Source organism: Paraburkholderia dioscoreae (assembly GCF_902459535.1).
Classification (GTDB): domain Bacteria; phylum Pseudomonadota; class Gammaproteobacteria; order Burkholderiales; family Burkholderiaceae; genus Paraburkholderia; species Paraburkholderia dioscoreae.
Map to the genome: position 1 here is coordinate 2238531 of NZ_LR699554.1, position 15946 is coordinate 2254476.

Sequence of the window (15946 nt, forward strand, 5' to 3'; positions counted from 1 at the left end):
CTACCGATGCCCGAACGCTGCCAGCCGGCCCGCACGACGGTACACCCGCCGAAGAAAAAAGCGCCGCCAGACGCCTGCGACTGCCATATCCACATCGTCGGACCGGTCGAGCATTACCCGTTGAGCGAACAGCGCGCGTACACGCCGGCCGAAGCGTCGCTCAGCCAGTACGAGCACGTTCAGACGATACTCGGCACCGAGCGCGTCGTGATCGTACAGCCCAGCTTCTATGGCACAGACAACCGTTGCACGCTCGACGCGCTCAAGCATTTCGGACTACAGCGCAGCCGCGGCATCGCGGTGATCGAGCCGACGGTTAGCGATGCAGAACTTCAGAACATGCACGAGGCCGGTATACGCGGCGTGCGCATCAACCTCGTGACGGCCGGTGGCCCTCCGGTCGATCATCTGACGAAAATGGCCGAGCGCATCGCGCCGCTTGGCTGGCATACGCAGGTCTATGTGGACGGTGAGCAACTGGCGGAACTGGCGCTGCTTCTACACAGGCTGCCCACGGAAGTCGTGATCGACCACATGGGGCATATTCCGACCGCTTGGGGCGTCGATCATCCGGCGGTGGACACGCTGTGCGCGTTGCTCGACAACGGCCGCACGTGGGTCAAGCTGTGCGGCTACCGCTCGTCCAGCGCGGGTTATCCGTTCGCCGATGTCGACCCGCTCGCCACGCGGCTGGTGAACGCCGCGCCCGAGCGCTGCATATGGGGAACCGACTGGCCGCATCCGTCTTTTGAATCCACCCTGCCTGATGACGGCGAACTGTTGGATGCGTTGATGCGCTGGGCGCCCACTTCGGCGTTGCAGCAACGCATACTGGTGGACAACCCTGCCCGACTCTACGGCTTTGCATGATGAATCAGTGACGACCGCTCGCAGCGTGCGTCAGCTAACAGGAGACGACCATGTTGATGGAACAGCAAAAGCCTTCGCACGTGAAATCGATGGTGTCCGACGCGGAGTGGCAAACGCGCGTCGATCTCGCCGCCTGCTATCGCCTGATGCCTCACTTCGGGCTGAGCGACCTCGTCTACAACCACATTACCGCCCGTATTCCCGGTGACGAAACGCGCCTCCTGATCAACCCGTACGGCTTCATGTACGAGGAGGTCACGGCGTCGAGCCTGATTACGATCGATATCGACGGAAATGTGCTGTTCAATCCGAATGAAGGCACGTACGGCGTGAATGCTGCGGGCTACGTGATTCATAGCGCGGTGCATGCGGCGCGCCACGACGTGAAGTGCGTGATTCACACGCATAGCCGCGGCGGCATGGCGGTGTCGGCGCTTGCATGCGGACTGCTGCCGCTCACGCAGACGGCGATGCGCTTTCATCCGGTCGCCTATCACGACTATCAGGGCGTAGCGATCGACCTCGACGAACGCAAGACGCTAGCGGAAGATCTCGGCAATGCCGAGGTCATGATCCTGCGCAATCACGGTCTACTGGTAGCGAGCGCTTCGATCGCGCAGGCGTTCAATGCGATTTACTGGCTCGAAAACGCGTGCCGCGTGCAAGTGGACGCGATGGCCTGCAACACGGACCTGAAAATCCCGCCGCAGGAGGTGATCGACAGGACCAATCATCTCTACAAGCCGGAAACCCGCCGCCCGTACGGCGAAATGGAATGGCCGGCCATGCTGCGGTTTCTGGACCGGCGCGATCCGTCGTTCCGTACCTAGCCGCGTGATTGTGCACTTCGCGTTGTCATTGTTACGTACCGTGGATCGAGTACGGTCCCGCCAAAAACCTCAGGCATCCTCATTAGCACCAATCCAGCGTAATTCACTCAGGTAGTCATGAGTTTGAGTCGACGCCCATGACCGCCGGAACTCGACCGGCGCGCCTTGCAGGTCGAACGCCACGCGAATGCTCAACAGCACCGGCTGCCCAGCCGGAAGACCGAAATCTACGGCGATATCTTCGGGGAGCGCACAGGCCTGCAGGCGATCTTCGACCCGGCTCACCGACACGCCGCACTGCTGCTCGAGAAACGAATACACGAGGTGAGCGGGCGCATCGTCGCTTCCCCACTCCTTGCCGCCCACCCGTGCATACGGGAACGCGATCGACTCCAGCACCAGCGGTGTCTCGCCGAGCGAACGGAGCCTGCGCAGCCGATAAACGAGGTCCCCTGGTTCCAGACGCAGCGCGGCACGCTCGTCCTCACGGGCGGCGGCCCGCTCGCGCAGCAGAATCGTATCGACCGGCAGGCGGCGCATGTCGTCACGCCGGTCGACGAGACGGTAGAAGCTCGTGAACGCGCGCTCATTGGTGGCTCTCGCGACAAACGTGCCCCGCCCTCGCTGACGGACGACGAGGCCCTGGCCGCTCAACACGTCGAACGCTTTGCGCACGGTGCCGACGCTCACCTTTAGCTCTTTGGCAAGCGCTTCTTCGCCCGGCAGCAACTGTCCGGGCATCCATTCGCCGCCGACGATCCGTTCGCGCATGTGGCGCGCAAGCCGGACGAAAGCGGGACTCAGATCAAGTTGGGTCATCATTTAATTCTATAGAGAATATAGAAATAACACTACAGAATTTGATTCCCAACGCATCGGCAGCTACCTAGAGTTAAGCCTTGACGAGTGTCGCTGCCAACGGGCTGCGACCCGGCACCACGTCCACCTGCGTCGATTGACCGGCGCGGTATCGGTGCATGCACAACGACTTCCCATTACCTCATCAAGGCCGCTGGCTGGATCCACCCATGAAATCGAGTATTCACCGCATCACCTCTGTCGAAGCGCTACACGTCGGCCAGTTTCTCTACGCTCGCATCCGCACGGAAGCCGGGCTAACCGGTTTCGGCGAGGCGGGCTCGTGGGGACACATCGAGGCTGCGAAAGCCGCGCTCGAAAAGTTCGGCGAATATCTGGTCGGCAAGGACGCCAATCAGATCGAACGGCACTGGAACGTGATGCAGCGCTTCTCGCATTTTCGCGGCACCGCGGTCAACGCGGCCGTGTCGGCGATCGACATCGCACTCTGGGATCTGCTCGGCAAGCGGCTGCAGGTGCCCGTGTGGCAACTGCTCGGCGGCGCATACCGCGACAAGTTGCGCGTATATGGCCATGTCTACGCGGAAACGCTCGACGAAGTGCTCGCGGATTGCCGACGCCTGCGCGCCGAAGGTTTCACCGCCATAGGCCATATCAACCCGTTCCTCGACGAGCCGGAAGGCGATGTTTATTTCCGCTCCTTTGCCGGCAAGGTGCGCGACGCGAAGGAGCGGGTAATGGCCTTTCGCGAGGCAGTGGGACCGGACGTCGATCTGCTGATCGAAATGCACCGTCGTCTGAATCCCGCCGAAGCGATCGCGATCGGCCAGGTGCTGGAACCGCTCACGCCGATGTGGCTCGAAGACCCGCTGCGCCCCGAGTTCTACACGCAGATGACGACCGTCGGTCACGCGATCCGCGTGCCCGTCGCGACCGGCGAACGCTTCAGCACGCCGGCCGAATTCCATCTGCAACTGGCGGGCGGCGGGGTGCGTTATGCGCGCACGTCGGTCTGCGTGTGCGGCGGGATCACCGGCGCGAAGAAGATCGCCGCACTCGCGGAAGCGCAGAACGTCGACATCGCGCCGCATAACCCCTTGTCGCCGATCAGCCTCGCGGCGTGCATGCAGGTGGCGGCTTCAGTGCCCAACTTCGCGATCCAGGAGTACCCGACCGGCTTCGAGAACCTCGTGCTCAAGTCCGGGCAGAATCTGCTCGGCTCGGATCTCGTCAAGAACCATCCGGTGCCGAAGGAAGGCTTCATCACGGTGCCGGACGCGCCGGGTATCGGCGTCGAACTGGTGGACGACGTGGGGCATCGCCGTGCGCCGTTGCACCGGCCGGTGTCGATGCGCAGCACGATCGACGGCGCACCGCTCGATCAATGAAGCAGGCATCGGGACGCGACAACGCGAAGCGTCCCGATCAACACAAACACGCTTCGCGCGATGCATCACCAGAACAACATACAAGGAGACTACCGTGACCCCATCCGATCCGGACAATTTCAAAGGCGTCGGCCGCGGCCGATGGACGATCGTATTGCCGATCGTTTTCGCGGTCTACATGCTGTCCTATTTCGATCGCGTGAACATCGCGATGGCATTGCCGCACATGACGAAGGCGCTGGGCCTCACGTCCGTGCAGGGAGGCTGGATCGGCGGCGCGTTCGCGTGGGGCTATGCTTTCACGCAGCTGCTCGGCGGTTATATGTCGCTGAAGTTCGGGCCGCGCCGGCTCGTCGCGATCTGTCTGCTGCTGTTCGGCGGCGCGGCGATGCTGACCGGCGTGGCGACGACTTTCTGGCAGATCGTCGCGGTGCGCATTCTGCTCGGCTGCGCCGAAGGTCCGATCTACGCGGCGACCTCGATGCTTCTCGCACAATGGTTCACGAGGCCCGAACGCGGGCGCGCCTTCGGTATCTGGAATTTGGGCGCACCGCTCGGCGGTTTCCTTGCTGGCCCGATTTCCGGTGCGCTGATCGCCCATTTCGACTGGCGTGTGATGCTGATCGCCGAAGGCCTGCCCGCATGGATCTTCTGCCTTGTGTGGTTCAAGGCAATCCCGCAAAGCCTCGACCTGGCAGGCTGGCTCTCAGCCGCCGACCGTGACGTGCTGCGCCGCGATCTCGCCACGGAACAGTCGGGCTACACGAAGCCCGAGCACGACCCGTGGTGGACGATCTTCAACGAACCCGCCGTCTGGCTGCTGACGCTCGGCTTCGGGCTCAATACGATCCTGCTGTACGGCACGACGCTATGGCTGCCTTCGGTGATGAAGTCCTACGGACAGCTGAGCGAAACGACGATCGGCTTTCTGTCCGGCGCGCCATTCGTGATGTCGATGTTCGGCATCTACTACATCAGTCGCCGCTCGGACCGGCATGGCCAGGAGCGCCGCTGGCATGCGGCGATTCCGACCATGCTCACCGGCGTGCTAATGATAATGGCCGCGTTCGTCCCTGCTCCGCTGTTCTATTTGCAGATTGCGCTGTTCATTGCGCTCGGCTTCACGCTGAAGATGTTGATGCCGCTGGTCTTCGCCCGGCTCACCGAGATCCTGCCGATGAGGAAGGCCATGCCTGCCGTAGCGTTCGTGAGCGGTGTGGGCAATCTGATCGGACAGTTCCTCGGGCCGCTGATGGTTGGCTATGTACGTGCGGCTTCGTCCGACTACAAGCTCTCGCTGCTCGCACTGGGCGCGTCTGCGCTGCTGGGCGGTGTGGCGATCGCGTTGTCGAAGTCGGCCGCCGAACGGTCTGGAACGGCTCGCAACGCGGTGCGTAATGCCGAGGTGATGAAGTAGAACTACGTCGCGCCGGGGGGGCCTACGCCCCCCGTCCTGCGGACATCGCGGGTGAACTGCGCTAGAAAATCTCAATGCAGCGCAAGCGGTACTGTAGGCGCTTCGATATCCCGCTGCTGCGTACGATGAATCAGAAGTGCAATCACGGCGGCCGCGCCGAAGAGGAAGTAGCCGAGAATGTAGAAGCTGCTCGACAGATTGCCGCCGCGCGCATAGAAGCCAACGATCAGCGGCCCGACCACGCCGCCGAAGCTGGCAAACATGTTGATCATCGCGACCGACGGCGCCGCCTGATTGCGCGGCACCTTGCTGATCACCCACGCCCACCACGTGCCGGCCGGCGAAAACAGCCCAGCGCCGGCGATACAGAACATCACCATCGTAAACACAACGCCGCCTTCGATATAGTGCTGCGCGAGCAGCGCCGCACCGGCCACCACCAGCGGCACGGCGACGAACCAGCCGCGTGAAATGGTAGACGGCTTGTCCGACAGCCACGAGTTCACGAACATCGACAATGCGCCAAACAGCGAAGGTAGCGCCGTCAACCAGCCGACCGCGGCGTAACCGTGCGGGAAATATTGTTTGATGAGGCTCGGCATCCACAGGCCGAAGCTGAAAATCACCATGATCCACGACAGCGCGACGATCGCGAGAAGCCACACCGTCGAGCGCTTCAGCACGCTGCCGAAGCTGCCGTCCGCACCGGTTCCCGCGAGACGCTGCTGCGTGATGAAGTCGCGCTCCGCGCTGGACAGCCAGCGGTCGGTGGTCGGATCGTCGGAAACGAACATCCACACGAGCACGGCCATGAAGATCGCAGGCAGGCCTTGCAGCACGAACATCGTCTTCCAGTGGAATACGTCGATCATCCAGCCCGCAAGCGGCGCCATCAGCACTGAGGACAACGGCAGCGCATATTGCGCGAACGCAATGCCGCGCGCACGCTCGCGGGCCGGAAACCAGCGCACGAAGATCACCGAAAACGACGGCCAGATCACGCCTTCAGCGAGTCCCATCACCACACGCACCGCGATCAGTGCGGGCAGCGTGTGCACCATGCCGGTCAGGCACGCCATCAAGCCGGTGATGAACATCGAGACGGCGATCACGCGGCGCGGCCCGATGCGCGTCGAGATCCAGCCGCCGGGAATCTGGGTGACCAGATATCCCCAGAAGAATGCGCCCAGCAGCGCGCCGGTGATCGTCGTGCCGAGTTGCAGATCGTGCGCCATCTGCGGTGCCGCGACGCCGATGTTGGTGCGATCGGCAAACGCGACGAGGTAGCTGACAAAAACGATCAGACCTACCCGCAGCCAGCGTGATTTGCCGATCCGTTGCGTGTCGTATGCGGTGTCCATTGCGTGTCTCCCTTCGTTTTCGATGTTATGGGCGCTCGGCTGGCGCAGATTACGGAGTGACCAGCGCTTGCGCTTCGCGCGCGGCGATCTCGTCGAGCACGATAGGCAGCGCCAGCTCGAAGCTGGCTATCCCCATCGTGCTTGCCAGTTGCATGACTTCGAGAATCTCCGCCGGCGTTGCGCCGTACTTCAGCGCGTTCTCGATATGCACGTGCGTGCCGGGCACGTATTGATGCGTGACCGATACGTCCACGGCGATGTACATGAACTCTTTCACTTTCGGCGGCAGTTTGCCGTGCACCCACGGCACGGATGAGAACGTCGTAAACGCTTCGAAGAAGTCAGGATCGAGCGCGAGCGTGCCGTCCCAGATCGTGCTCCAGTAGCCGCGCTTTTCCGTAAATTCGCTCTTGATCGCCTGACGGCGCGCATCGGCGTGGCTTGTGTCGATCGCGTTGCGCGGGTCGTTCGCAACCTTCTCTTCGAGCACCGGCATGCCGATCACACAAGCATGCACGCCGATCACGCTGATCAGTTCGAGCGTCTCGAGCAGTTCGTCGCGCGTGGCGCCCAGGCGCAGCGCTTCGCGGCAATGGCGGCGCACGGCAACCGCATTGAGATGTGTGACCGACGCTTCGAGCGCGAAGCTCACGAGTGCCTTCACCTTCGGTTCGAGCGGACCGTTGCGATATGCGCATCCCGCGAATGCGAGGTAAGCCTCGACGAATTCCGGGCTAATCGCGATCAGCGGATCGAGCGAGGCGGGCCACGAGCCGCCGGCAGCAACGAACGACGAAATCCGGCCCTTGAGCGTAAGTGAAGTCATTAGGCATCCAAAGTGACAAGTCAGGAGTGAAAGCGCGCTGCCTCGCATGCAAACCAACGACCGGCGAACCGCGCGGAGGGAGTGACACTTATCTTATGAGCGACCTTACGAAACCGCAAACCGATATGCCCAGCGAGGCGCGTTGTTGCTCCGCAGCAGCCGCATGCGCCGCGAAACGCCCTCATGCGCTATGTACAAAGGGTTCCGGGGAGGGGGTGCGTGCGTGACGCAGCGCATTATTTAGCGTTGCTTATATCGACCTTTCGCACATTTCAATGGACGCTCGCGCTCGTCGCGCCGAGCATCTCCCTCATGACAACTGCAACAGGAATCCGCATGAAAGCGCTGGAAGGCTTGCGAGTGCTCGACCTGGGAACCTTCGTGGCCGGTCCGTTCTGTACGACGATCTTCGCCGAGTTCGGCGCGGAAGTCATCAAGGTGGAGCCGCCGCAAACGGGGGATTCGCTGCGCCGCTTCGGCACCGAGACCGAATGCGGCGACACGCTGATGTGGCTCACCGAAAGCCGCAACAAGAAATGTGTGACGCTCAATCTCGCCCACGAACGTGGCCGCCAGATGCTGCGCGATCTCGCAGCGAGTTGCGACATCGTGGTCGAAAATTTCCGGCCGGGCGTGATCGAGAAATGGGGCCTCGACTTCGAGTCGTTGCACAAGCTCAATCCGCGCACGATCCTCGTCCGCATTTCCGCGTATGGGCAGAATGGCCCGAATCGCGGCAAACCGGGCTTTGCGCGCGTTGCGCACGCGTTTTCGGGGCTTGCCTATCTCGCGGGCGAGCCCGGCCGCGTGCCGGTCACGCCGGGTTCCACCTCGCTCGCGGATTATGGTTCGGGCATGTACGCGACGATCGGTGCGCTGATCGCGTTGCAGGCCCGCGAGCGTACCGGCCACGGCCAATGCGTCGATCTCGCGCTCTATGAGCCCATGTTCCGCGTGCTCGACGAGATGGTTCCGGCTTATCACATGTTCGGCAAGGTGCGCGAACGGATGGGCGCGAACGCGGTGAACGTCGCGCCGCATGCGCATTACCGCACTCGCGACGAGCGCTGGATCGCGATCGCCTGCACCAACGACAAGATATTCCGCCGCTTCGCGCACGTCATGCAACGCCCCGAGCTGGCAGACGACGATCAGTGGGGTCGCGCATCCGTGCGGATCGCCGCCATCGACGCGGTCAACGCTTTGGTGCAGGACTGGATCGGTGCGCGCGACCACGACGAAGTACTGCGTCTGTGCGACGAAGGCTCGGTCCCCGCCAGCCTGCTGTACAGCGTCGCCGACATCTTCGACGATCCGCAATATGAGGCGCGCGGCAATATCCGCACCATGCCGTCGCGCGCGGGCGACGTCGCGGTGCCGAACGTGATTCCGCGTCTGTCGGAAACGCCTGGCGCGATCGAATGGCTCGGACCGACGCTCGGCAGCCACAACGAGGAGGTATTCGGCGAACTGCTCGGCTGCAGCGGTTCGGATCTCGCCGCGCTGCGCGCGGCAGGCGTGATCTGAGCCACCGACATCACTATCCATTTCTAACCATCGTCCATGTCACTTTCGCCACGCACTTATCTGTTCGCACCCGCAACGCGCCCCGAGCGCTTCGAGAAGGCCGCGCGCGCCGGTGCCGACGCGGTGATCGTCGATCTCGAAGACGCGGTCGAACACGCACGCAAGGACCACGCACGCGCTTCGCTGTCGACCACGCTGCCTGCCCTCGCCCCCACCGCGCGCGCATTGAACGTGCAACTGCTGGTGCGCATCAACAGCCACGGCTCGCCGTGGTACGACGCGGATCTCGACGCCTGCGCCGCGCTCGACATTGACGGCATCGTGATTCCCAAAGCCGAGCATGTGGACGAAATCGTGCGCATCGCGTCTTTGAAGCCGGCCTGGGCGCTGCATCTGCTGATGGAAACCGCAGCCGGGTTCGCGAATCTGGCGGCGCTCGCGCGTGCGCCGCACGTCGAACGTCTGATGTTAGGCACGGTCGATCTCGCGCTCGACATCGGCGCGAATGAAATCGGCGAGCCGTTGCATTACTATCGCTCGCAGATCCTGCTGTTTACGCGCCTGGCGGGATTGCTGCCGGCCGTCGACGGCGTCTGCACGACGCTCGACGACCCCGCGGCGCTCGACGACGAAGTGCGGCGCGCGCGAGCCTTCGGTTTCGGCGCCAAGCTGTGCGTGCACCCCAAGCAGATCGCGCCGGTTACGGCAGGGCTCGGCCCGACGCCGCGCGAACTGCAGTGGGCGACGCGCGTATGCGAAGTCGCGGGGAGCGGTGCCGCGATCGCGGTGGACGGCAAGCTCGTCGATGCGCCGGTGCTCGCGCAAGCGCGCCGCATTCTCGCGGCGGCCGGCCATGCGTGAGCTGCCGACAGGTCTTGGCGCGTTGACCGCGCCGCGTTTGCGGCCATTCGCGTCCCTGCCAATGACTCTCTCGAAGCTCTTTTCCGGCAAACCGTCAAGCCGGAGCATCAACGATCTGCAGCACATTCGCGCGTTCGTCGCGGTCGCGCGCGAGGGCAGTCTGACCAAGGCGGCCAGGTTGCTCAATCTCACGCAGCCCGCTGTCAGCGTGCAACTGAAGAACCTGCAGGATCAACTGAAGCTGCGTTTGCTGACGCGCTCGCCGCGCGGTCTCACGCTGACCGCCGACGGTCTCAAGCTATTGCCCTACGCCGAACAGATTCTCGACGCGATCGGCAATTTCGACGTCGCCGCCGACAACCTCGTCAGCATTCTGTCGGGCACCGTCTCGATCGGCACGATCCTCAATCCGCAGACGATTCGGCTGGGCGCAGTGCTGCAATACATGGCGAACCACTATCCGGAAGTGCGAACGCGCCTGCGTCACTCAATGACGGGGCAGATACTCGAACAGCTTGCGAGCGGTGCGCTCGACGTTGGCTTCTTTCTCGGCACGCCAGCGGAAAGCGACGGCATCGAATTGCATGCCATTGCCTTGATGCCGATCACCTATTACGTGATCGCACCCAAAGGCTGGCAGGAACGTATCAACGGACGCGGCTGGGCGGAACTGGCCGAGTTGCCGTGGATCTGGACGCCGCCTACGTCGATGCATCACCGGCTGCTGACGCACGCATTCGAATCGGTCGGCGCGAAGCCGCGAGTCGCGGCCGAGGTCGATCTGGAAGCCTCGATGATCGAACTGGTGCGTGCGGGTGTGGGTTTGTCGCTGGCGCGCGAGACGGTCGCGATCGACGAAGCGCAGAAATACGGCGCCGCGATCTCGCGCGAAGTGCCGATCGAAATTCCGCTGTCGTTCATCAGCCTTGCGCGGCGCCGCGAAGAGCCGTTGATCGAAGCAATGTTTTTTGCCGCGCAAATGGCGTTTTCCTGAACGCCTTCCGCGGCATGCACGGTTCCGCGCCTTTGAAGCCAAAGGTGCTTGCGACGACAACAACATGGGAGACAGACAATGTCGGCTTATGGAGCAAACGTGGCACAGCGGCTCGATTCGCTCGAGACCGGACCGTTTCATTGGCGGCTGCTCGGCCTGATCGGCGGCGGCATGTTCTTCGACGCATTCGACAATTTCCTTGCCGGCAGCGTGCTCGGCGCGCTCGTGCAGCAGGGTCTGTCGGACATGCACATGAACGCGCTATTCATTTCGATGAGCTTTGCCGGTCTGACGCTTGGCGCATGGGGCGCGGGGGTGATCGGCGATCGCTTCGGGCGGCGCTTTTCGTATCAGTTCAATCTGCTGATCTTTGGCCTCACCTCGATCGCGGCCGCCTTCGCGCCGTCCATGACATGGCTGATCGTGCTGCGCTTCATCATGGGCATCGGCCTCGGCGCGGAGATCGTGGTCGGCTATAGCACGCTCAACGAGTTCATGCCCGCGCATGCGCGAGGTCGCTTTGCTTCGCTGCTGAACCTGATCACCAACTCGTCGGTACTGGTCTCGGCGGCGTGCGGCTTCCTGATCATTCCGCATTTCGGGTGGCGCTGGATGTTCGCGATTCCCGGTATCGGCGCCCTCGTGATCTGGTATCTGCGCAAGAAGATGCCGGAGTCGCCCCGCTGGCTTGCGGCGGTAGGACGCCATCAGGAAGCGCGCGAAGTGGTCGAGAAGATCGAAGCGCAAAGCGTGCGCCGCGACGCGCCGTTGCCGGTCGCGCCGCAGGAAGAAGAGCCCGGCCGTCTGCGCGATCTGTTCGCCGCGCGGCAGCTATCGCGCACGCTGGTCGGCATCTCGGTGATCTGTATTTCCTTTACGGCGATGTATGCGTTCGTCGCCTGGGTGCCGACCTTTCTCGTCAAGCAGGGCTTCGACATTACCCATTCCCTGCTGATCACGTCGGCCATGTTCGCGGGCGGGCCTGCCGGTTCGCTGATCAGTATGGCGATCGCCGACAGGATCGGCCGCAAATGGGGGCTTGTGATCTTCTCCGCGCTCGGCGCGGTGATCGGCATGGCGTATCCGTACGTCACGCATGCGGTGACGATCGCGCTGGTCGGCTTCGGCGTGACGACGTGCATCTATGTCACCTCCGCGCTCGGCGTGGCGTGTTACGTGACCGAGCTGTTCCCAACCCGGCTGCGGCTGCGCGGTGTCGGCCTCGCGAACGCGGCGGGACGCGCGGTCAACGTCGGCGTGCCGTACGTGGTGGCAGCCGTGTATGCACTCGCGGGACTGCTCGGCGTGGTGTCGTTCATCGCCGCGCTGTTCGCCTTGCTCGTCGTGATTCTCATCACGCTCGGCGTCGAAACCAAACAACGCACACTCGAGGAAGTGCAGGCACAGCCGGGCGCCGACTCGGGCATCGACGTAAAGAAACCCCTCAATATTGGAGGCATGTAAATGACAGGCGCTTCAGACACCTATGAACTCTTTGCGATCAAGTACGCGCGCCGCGACGGCTGGCGCAGCGACAACTTCATCGGCGGCGACGACGATCACAGTAGTGCGATGCCGCTCGACTACTACGTGTGGGTCGCGCGCAATAGCGAACGCGCGGTGCTGATCGACACGGGTTTCAACGCCGAAGTCGCGGCAAAACGCGGGCGCGGCGTGCTGCGCTGTCCGATCGATTCGTTAAGGCTCGTCGGTATCGATCCCGATTCTGTCAGCGACGCCGTGATCACGCATCTGCATTACGACCACGTCGGCAACTTCACGCTATTGCCTTCGGCGCGTTTTCATCTGCAGGAACCGGAGATGCATTTCGCGACCGGGCGCCATATGAAGGACGCGCATTTCGCCCATCACTATGAGCCCGAAGATGTTGCCGCGATGGTGAAGATGAACTTTGCGCAACGCGTGGTGATGCACAACGGCCCCGCCGAACTTGCGCCCGGCATCCAGTTGCAACCGGTCGGCGGACACACGCCCGGTTTGCAGATCGTGCGCGTGAAAACGGCGCGCGGCTGGGTCGTGGTCGCATCGGATGCGTCGCACTTCTACGACAACATCGAGAAACGCCGGCCCTTTTCGAATGCCTGCGACGTGTGCAAGATGCTCGACGCGTTCGACACCGTCTACCTGCTCGCCGATTCGAAGCAGCACGTGATTCCCGGCCACGATCCGCAAGTCCTGGAACGTTATCCGGCGCCGACCCGCGAACTCGAAGGGATCGTCGCGCGGCTCGACGTGGCGCCAGTCAGCCATGCCGAATGAACCCCGCCTGAAGAAACATCATTAGACCAGGAAGATAACTCGCTATGGAAGACGAATTGCGCATCATGGCCGTGGCCGGCAATCTCGGTTACGGCTTTCCCGAAGCATCGCTGCGTAACGGTATCGCGCGCAAACCGCATCTGGTGGGCGCGGACAACGGCTCGTCCGATCCGGGACCTTATTACCTCGGCAGCGGCAAGTCGCTGATCAAGCGCGAGCAGTTGCGCCGCGATCTGGGGCTCTCGCTGAAAGCCGCGCGCGATGCGGGCGTGCCCTACGTGATCGGCACGGCGGGCACCGCCGGCGCCCAGCCGCATCTGGAAGAATTCCTCGACGTGCTCGACGAAGTCACGCGCCGCGACGGCCTGCGCTACAAGCTCGCGACGATCCCCGCCGACATCGACAGGAACGTGATCAAGCAGGCCATTCGCGAAGGCCGCGTGAAGTCGATGGGCGTGCTGCCCGAACTCACCGAACAGGACGTCGACGACGCAACGCGCATCGTCGCGCAGATGGGCACCGATCCGTTCGTCAATGCGCTCGAATCGGGCGCCGATGTGATCATCGCGGGCCGCGCGTGCGATACCGCGATCTATGCAAGCCTCGCTGCATGGCGCGGCTTCGATATGGGGCTCGCGTTCCATATGGCAAAGCTCCTCGAATGCGGGGCGCAATGCGCGGTGCCGCTCGCCGCGAACGACTGCCTGCTCGGCACGCTAAGGCGCGATCATTTCGAACTGGAACCGATGAACCCCGAGCGCGGCGTGACGCCGGTTTCAGTGGCCGCGCATATGATGTACGAGCAGCCCGACCCCCATCACTTCTACGAACCCGAAGGGCTCGTGGACCTCGAACACACGCACATCGAAAAACTCGACGACCGGCGCGTGCGGGTGAGCGGCAGCAAGCTCGTCGAGATGCCGCCGAGCATCAAGCTCGAAGGCGTGAAGCTGCGCGGCTACCGCACCATCACGATAGCCGGCATGACCGATCCGCGTCTGCTCGCGGCGGTCGATCAGGTCGAAGCTCGCGTGCGCGACGACGTGGCACGCCTGACCGCGCACGACATGAAGCCCGGCGAGTACGAGCTCAATTTCATCTACTACGGCCGCAACGGCGTGCGCGTCGATCAGCGGGTGCCGCATCTCGCGCACGAGATCGGCATGGTGATCGAGGCAATCGCGCCGACCCAGGAGCTGGCGAACATGGCGCTCTCGCTCGCGCGCAGTTCGTTCCTGCACGGCTATTTCAAGGGCCGCAAGGCGACCGCCGGCAATCTCGCGTTTCCGTTCTCGCCGTCGGACCTGGTCGGCGGGCCGGTGTACGAGTTCACGATCTATCACGTGATGCAGGTTCCCGACGCAGCCGCGCTCTTTCCCGTAACCACGACCCAGATCGGGTGATGCAATGAACCTGTCCGACGTATTCGACCCCTCCCGCGGCGACACCCTCTACGACCTCGCCGAAGTGATGCGCAGCAAGAACGCGGGCCCGTTGTACCTGACGTTCGACATGATCTTTCCGGACGCCGCCGCGTACCGCCGTGTACTCGACAGCCGCGTGCTGACCCCGGAACTGGTGAGCGCGCTGTACCATGTCGAGCAGAGCGATGTCAGCATCGTTGCGTTCGACGCGGCCAACGCGATCAAGATCACGATTCCGCGCACCGGGCCCACGTCCGGCGCACCCGGCGACCGCGACGTGTACGGCGCGCAGCAGCACGAACCGCTGATCGGCATCCGCATTCCGCCGGCCGCGAGTTCGCGCTGATGTCCATCACCTTTTGCGGGCCCGTTACGACATGAAGCGTATCGTCTTTCTCGACCGCGGCACGATCTCGCCGCGCACGCGACTCCGCTCGCTCGCGTTCGAACACGAACTGGTCACCTTCGATTCGACCTCGCCCGCCGAGGTCGCCACGCGCATTGCCGACGCGGACATCGTCATCACCAACAAGGTGAAGATCGACGCGACCGCACTCGCCGACGCGCCGCGCGTGAAGCTGATCGCGGTCGCCGCGACCGGCACCGACGTTATCGATATCGCGACCTGCGACGCGCGCGGCATCGTCGTGTCGAATATCCGCAATTACGCGCTGCATACGGTGCCCGAGCATACCTTCGCGCTGATTTTCGCGTTGCGGCGCTCGCTGGTTGCGTATCGTGAATCGGTGCTGGCGGGACGTTGGGAGGAAGCGGGACAGTTCTGCTTCTTCGATCATCCGATCCGCGACCTGTCGGGCTCGACACTGGGCGTGATCGGCGACGGCGTGCTCGGCCGCGAGGTGGCACGCATCGGCACCGCGCTCGGCATGCGCGTGCTGATGTCGGCCTACAAGGGTGTCGACGGCATGGGACCGCTCTACACGCCGTTCGAGACAATGCTCGCCGAAAGTGACGTCATCACGCTGCACTGCCCGCTGACGCCGGCCACGCGCAATATGATCGATACGCCCGAGTTCGCGAAGATGGCGAAGCGCCCGCTTCTGATCAACACCGCGCGCGGCGGTCTCGTCAGCGAGAGCGCGCTGGGCGCCGCATTGCAAAGCGGACAGATTGCCGGCGCGGGCTTCGACGTCGTGACCGAAGAGCCCATGCCCGCGTCGCATCCGTGGCAGAAGCTGATCCGAATGCCCAATTTCCTGCTGACACCGCACGTCGCCTGGGCAAGCGATGAAGCAATCCAGGCACTCACCGATCAGTTGCTCGATAACGTGGATGCTTTTGTCGCGGGCAAGCCGCGCAATGTGGTGGGGCAAGCAGGCCGCGCCTGA

15 protein-coding genes are annotated in these 15946 nt (G+C 63.3%); 12 read left to right on the forward strand and 3 right to left on the reverse strand.

All coding sequences use genetic code 11. From position 1 onward, the window contains the following. The first annotated feature begins 6 nt into the window (after positions 1–6). Together PDMSB3_RS30225 and PDMSB3_RS30230 are read left to right on the forward strand one after the other, a co-directional pair. On the forward strand, positions 7–870 hold the full coding sequence (locus PDMSB3_RS30225) for an amidohydrolase family protein (RefSeq protein WP_007177721.1): 864 nt from the start codon (positions 7–9) through the stop codon (positions 868–870). A 50-nt stretch (positions 871–920) separates the two neighbouring features. Continuing rightward, on the forward strand, positions 921–1700 hold the full coding sequence (locus PDMSB3_RS30230) for a class II aldolase/adducin family protein (protein WP_007177722.1): 780 nt from the start codon (positions 921–923) through the stop codon (positions 1698–1700). 69 nt (positions 1701–1769) lie between these two features. Here PDMSB3_RS30230 and PDMSB3_RS30235 read toward each other — a convergent pair whose 3' ends face one another. Then, positions 1770–2522, reverse strand: a complete 753-nt coding sequence (locus tag PDMSB3_RS30235; protein WP_007177723.1) for a GntR family transcriptional regulator — start codon at positions 2520–2522, stop codon at positions 1770–1772. Between the two features lie 206 nt (positions 2523–2728). Here PDMSB3_RS30235 and PDMSB3_RS30240 point away from each other — a divergent pair, with 206 nt between their 5' ends. Next, positions 2729–3907: a mandelate racemase/muconate lactonizing enzyme family protein gene (locus PDMSB3_RS30240; protein ID WP_165188653.1), complete on the forward strand. Its 1179-nt coding sequence runs from the start codon at positions 2729–2731 to the stop codon at positions 3905–3907. Positions 3908–4001: 94 nt separating this feature from the next. Next, positions 4002–5324: an MFS transporter gene (locus PDMSB3_RS30245; protein WP_007177725.1), complete on the forward strand. Its 1323-nt coding sequence runs from the start codon at positions 4002–4004 to the stop codon at positions 5322–5324. A 71-nt stretch (positions 5325–5395) separates the two neighbouring features. On the opposite strand, the gene PDMSB3_RS30250 is transcribed toward PDMSB3_RS30245, so the two are convergent. Then, the gene (locus PDMSB3_RS30250; RefSeq protein WP_007177726.1) at positions 5396–6685 is read right to left on the reverse strand and encodes an MFS transporter; all 1290 of its coding nucleotides are present in this window, start codon (positions 6683–6685) and stop codon (positions 5396–5398) included. 49 nt (positions 6686–6734) lie between these two features. Then, entirely contained in the window at positions 6735–7511 is a 777-nt protein-coding gene (locus tag PDMSB3_RS30255; protein ID WP_232064360.1) for a carboxymuconolactone decarboxylase family protein, read from the reverse strand. A gap of 336 nt (positions 7512–7847) precedes the next feature. Here PDMSB3_RS30255 and PDMSB3_RS30260 point away from each other — a divergent pair, with 336 nt between their 5' ends. From PDMSB3_RS30260 to PDMSB3_RS30295, 8 genes are all read left to right on the forward strand, one after another. Beyond that, a complete protein-coding gene (locus PDMSB3_RS30260; RefSeq protein WP_007177728.1) occupies positions 7848–9038 on the forward strand; it encodes a CaiB/BaiF CoA transferase family protein in 1191 nt (396 codons plus the stop codon). A 36-nt stretch (positions 9039–9074) separates the two neighbouring features. Continuing rightward, positions 9075–9899 carry an HpcH/HpaI aldolase/citrate lyase family protein gene (locus PDMSB3_RS30265; RefSeq protein WP_007177729.1) on the forward strand — a complete coding sequence of 275 codons (825 nt, stop codon included), beginning with the start codon at positions 9075–9077 and terminating at the stop codon, positions 9897–9899. 61 nt (positions 9900–9960) lie between these two features. After that, positions 9961–10893, forward strand: coding sequence for a LysR family transcriptional regulator (locus PDMSB3_RS30270; RefSeq protein WP_011492274.1), 933 nt, complete (start codon positions 9961–9963; stop codon positions 10891–10893). Positions 10894–10992: 99 nt separating this feature from the next. Beyond that, positions 10993–12357 carry an MFS transporter gene (locus PDMSB3_RS30275; RefSeq protein WP_232064361.1) on the forward strand — a complete coding sequence of 455 codons (1365 nt, stop codon included), beginning with the start codon at positions 10993–10995 and terminating at the stop codon, positions 12355–12357. Next, positions 12358–13173, forward strand: coding sequence for an N-acyl homoserine lactonase family protein (locus tag PDMSB3_RS30280; RefSeq protein ID WP_007177732.1), 816 nt, complete (start codon positions 12358–12360; stop codon positions 13171–13173). Between the two features lie 44 nt (positions 13174–13217). After that, positions 13218–14576, forward strand: a complete 1359-nt coding sequence (locus PDMSB3_RS30285; RefSeq protein WP_007177733.1) for an acyclic terpene utilization AtuA family protein — start codon at positions 13218–13220, stop codon at positions 14574–14576. Between the two features lie 4 nt (positions 14577–14580). Beyond that, positions 14581–14943 (forward strand): DUF4387 domain-containing protein, encoded by a 363-nt coding sequence (locus PDMSB3_RS30290; RefSeq protein ID WP_007177734.1) that lies wholly within the window; start codon positions 14581–14583, stop codon positions 14941–14943. Between the two features lie 31 nt (positions 14944–14974). Further along, positions 14975–15946, forward strand: a complete 972-nt coding sequence (locus PDMSB3_RS30295) for a D-2-hydroxyacid dehydrogenase (RefSeq protein WP_007177735.1) — start codon at positions 14975–14977, stop codon at positions 15944–15946.

What these genes read in the sequence shown, in the direction of transcription:
- PDMSB3_RS30225 (WP_007177721.1), top strand. Translation starts at nt 7, where the DNA reads ATGCCCGAACGCTGCCAGCCGGCCCGCACGACGGTACACCCGCCGAAG.
- PDMSB3_RS30230 (WP_007177722.1), top strand. Translation starts at nt 921, where the DNA reads ATGTTGATGGAACAGCAAAAGCCTTCGCACGTGAAATCGATGGTGTCC.
- PDMSB3_RS30235 (WP_007177723.1), bottom strand. Translation starts at nt 2,522, where the DNA reads ATGATGACCCAACTTGATCTGAGTCCCGCTTTCGTCCGGCTTGCGCGC.
- PDMSB3_RS30240 (WP_165188653.1), top strand. Translation starts at nt 2,729, where the DNA reads ATGAAATCGAGTATTCACCGCATCACCTCTGTCGAAGCGCTACACGTC.
- PDMSB3_RS30250 (WP_007177726.1), bottom strand. Translation starts at nt 6,685, where the DNA reads ATGGACACCGCATACGACACGCAACGGATCGGCAAATCACGCTGGCTG.
- PDMSB3_RS30255 (WP_232064360.1), bottom strand. Translation starts at nt 7,511, where the DNA reads ATGACTTCACTTACGCTCAAGGGCCGGATTTCGTCGTTCGTTGCTGCC.
- PDMSB3_RS30260 (WP_007177728.1), top strand. Translation starts at nt 7,848, where the DNA reads ATGAAAGCGCTGGAAGGCTTGCGAGTGCTCGACCTGGGAACCTTCGTG.
- PDMSB3_RS30265 (WP_007177729.1), top strand. Translation starts at nt 9,075, where the DNA reads ATGTCACTTTCGCCACGCACTTATCTGTTCGCACCCGCAACGCGCCCC.
- PDMSB3_RS30270 (WP_011492274.1), top strand. Translation starts at nt 9,961, where the DNA reads ATGACTCTCTCGAAGCTCTTTTCCGGCAAACCGTCAAGCCGGAGCATC.
- PDMSB3_RS30280 (WP_007177732.1), top strand. Translation starts at nt 12,358, where the DNA reads ATGACAGGCGCTTCAGACACCTATGAACTCTTTGCGATCAAGTACGCG.
- PDMSB3_RS30285 (WP_007177733.1), top strand. Translation starts at nt 13,218, where the DNA reads ATGGAAGACGAATTGCGCATCATGGCCGTGGCCGGCAATCTCGGTTAC.
- PDMSB3_RS30290 (WP_007177734.1), top strand. Translation starts at nt 14,581, where the DNA reads ATGAACCTGTCCGACGTATTCGACCCCTCCCGCGGCGACACCCTCTAC.
- PDMSB3_RS30295 (WP_007177735.1), top strand. Translation starts at nt 14,975, where the DNA reads ATGAAGCGTATCGTCTTTCTCGACCGCGGCACGATCTCGCCGCGCACG.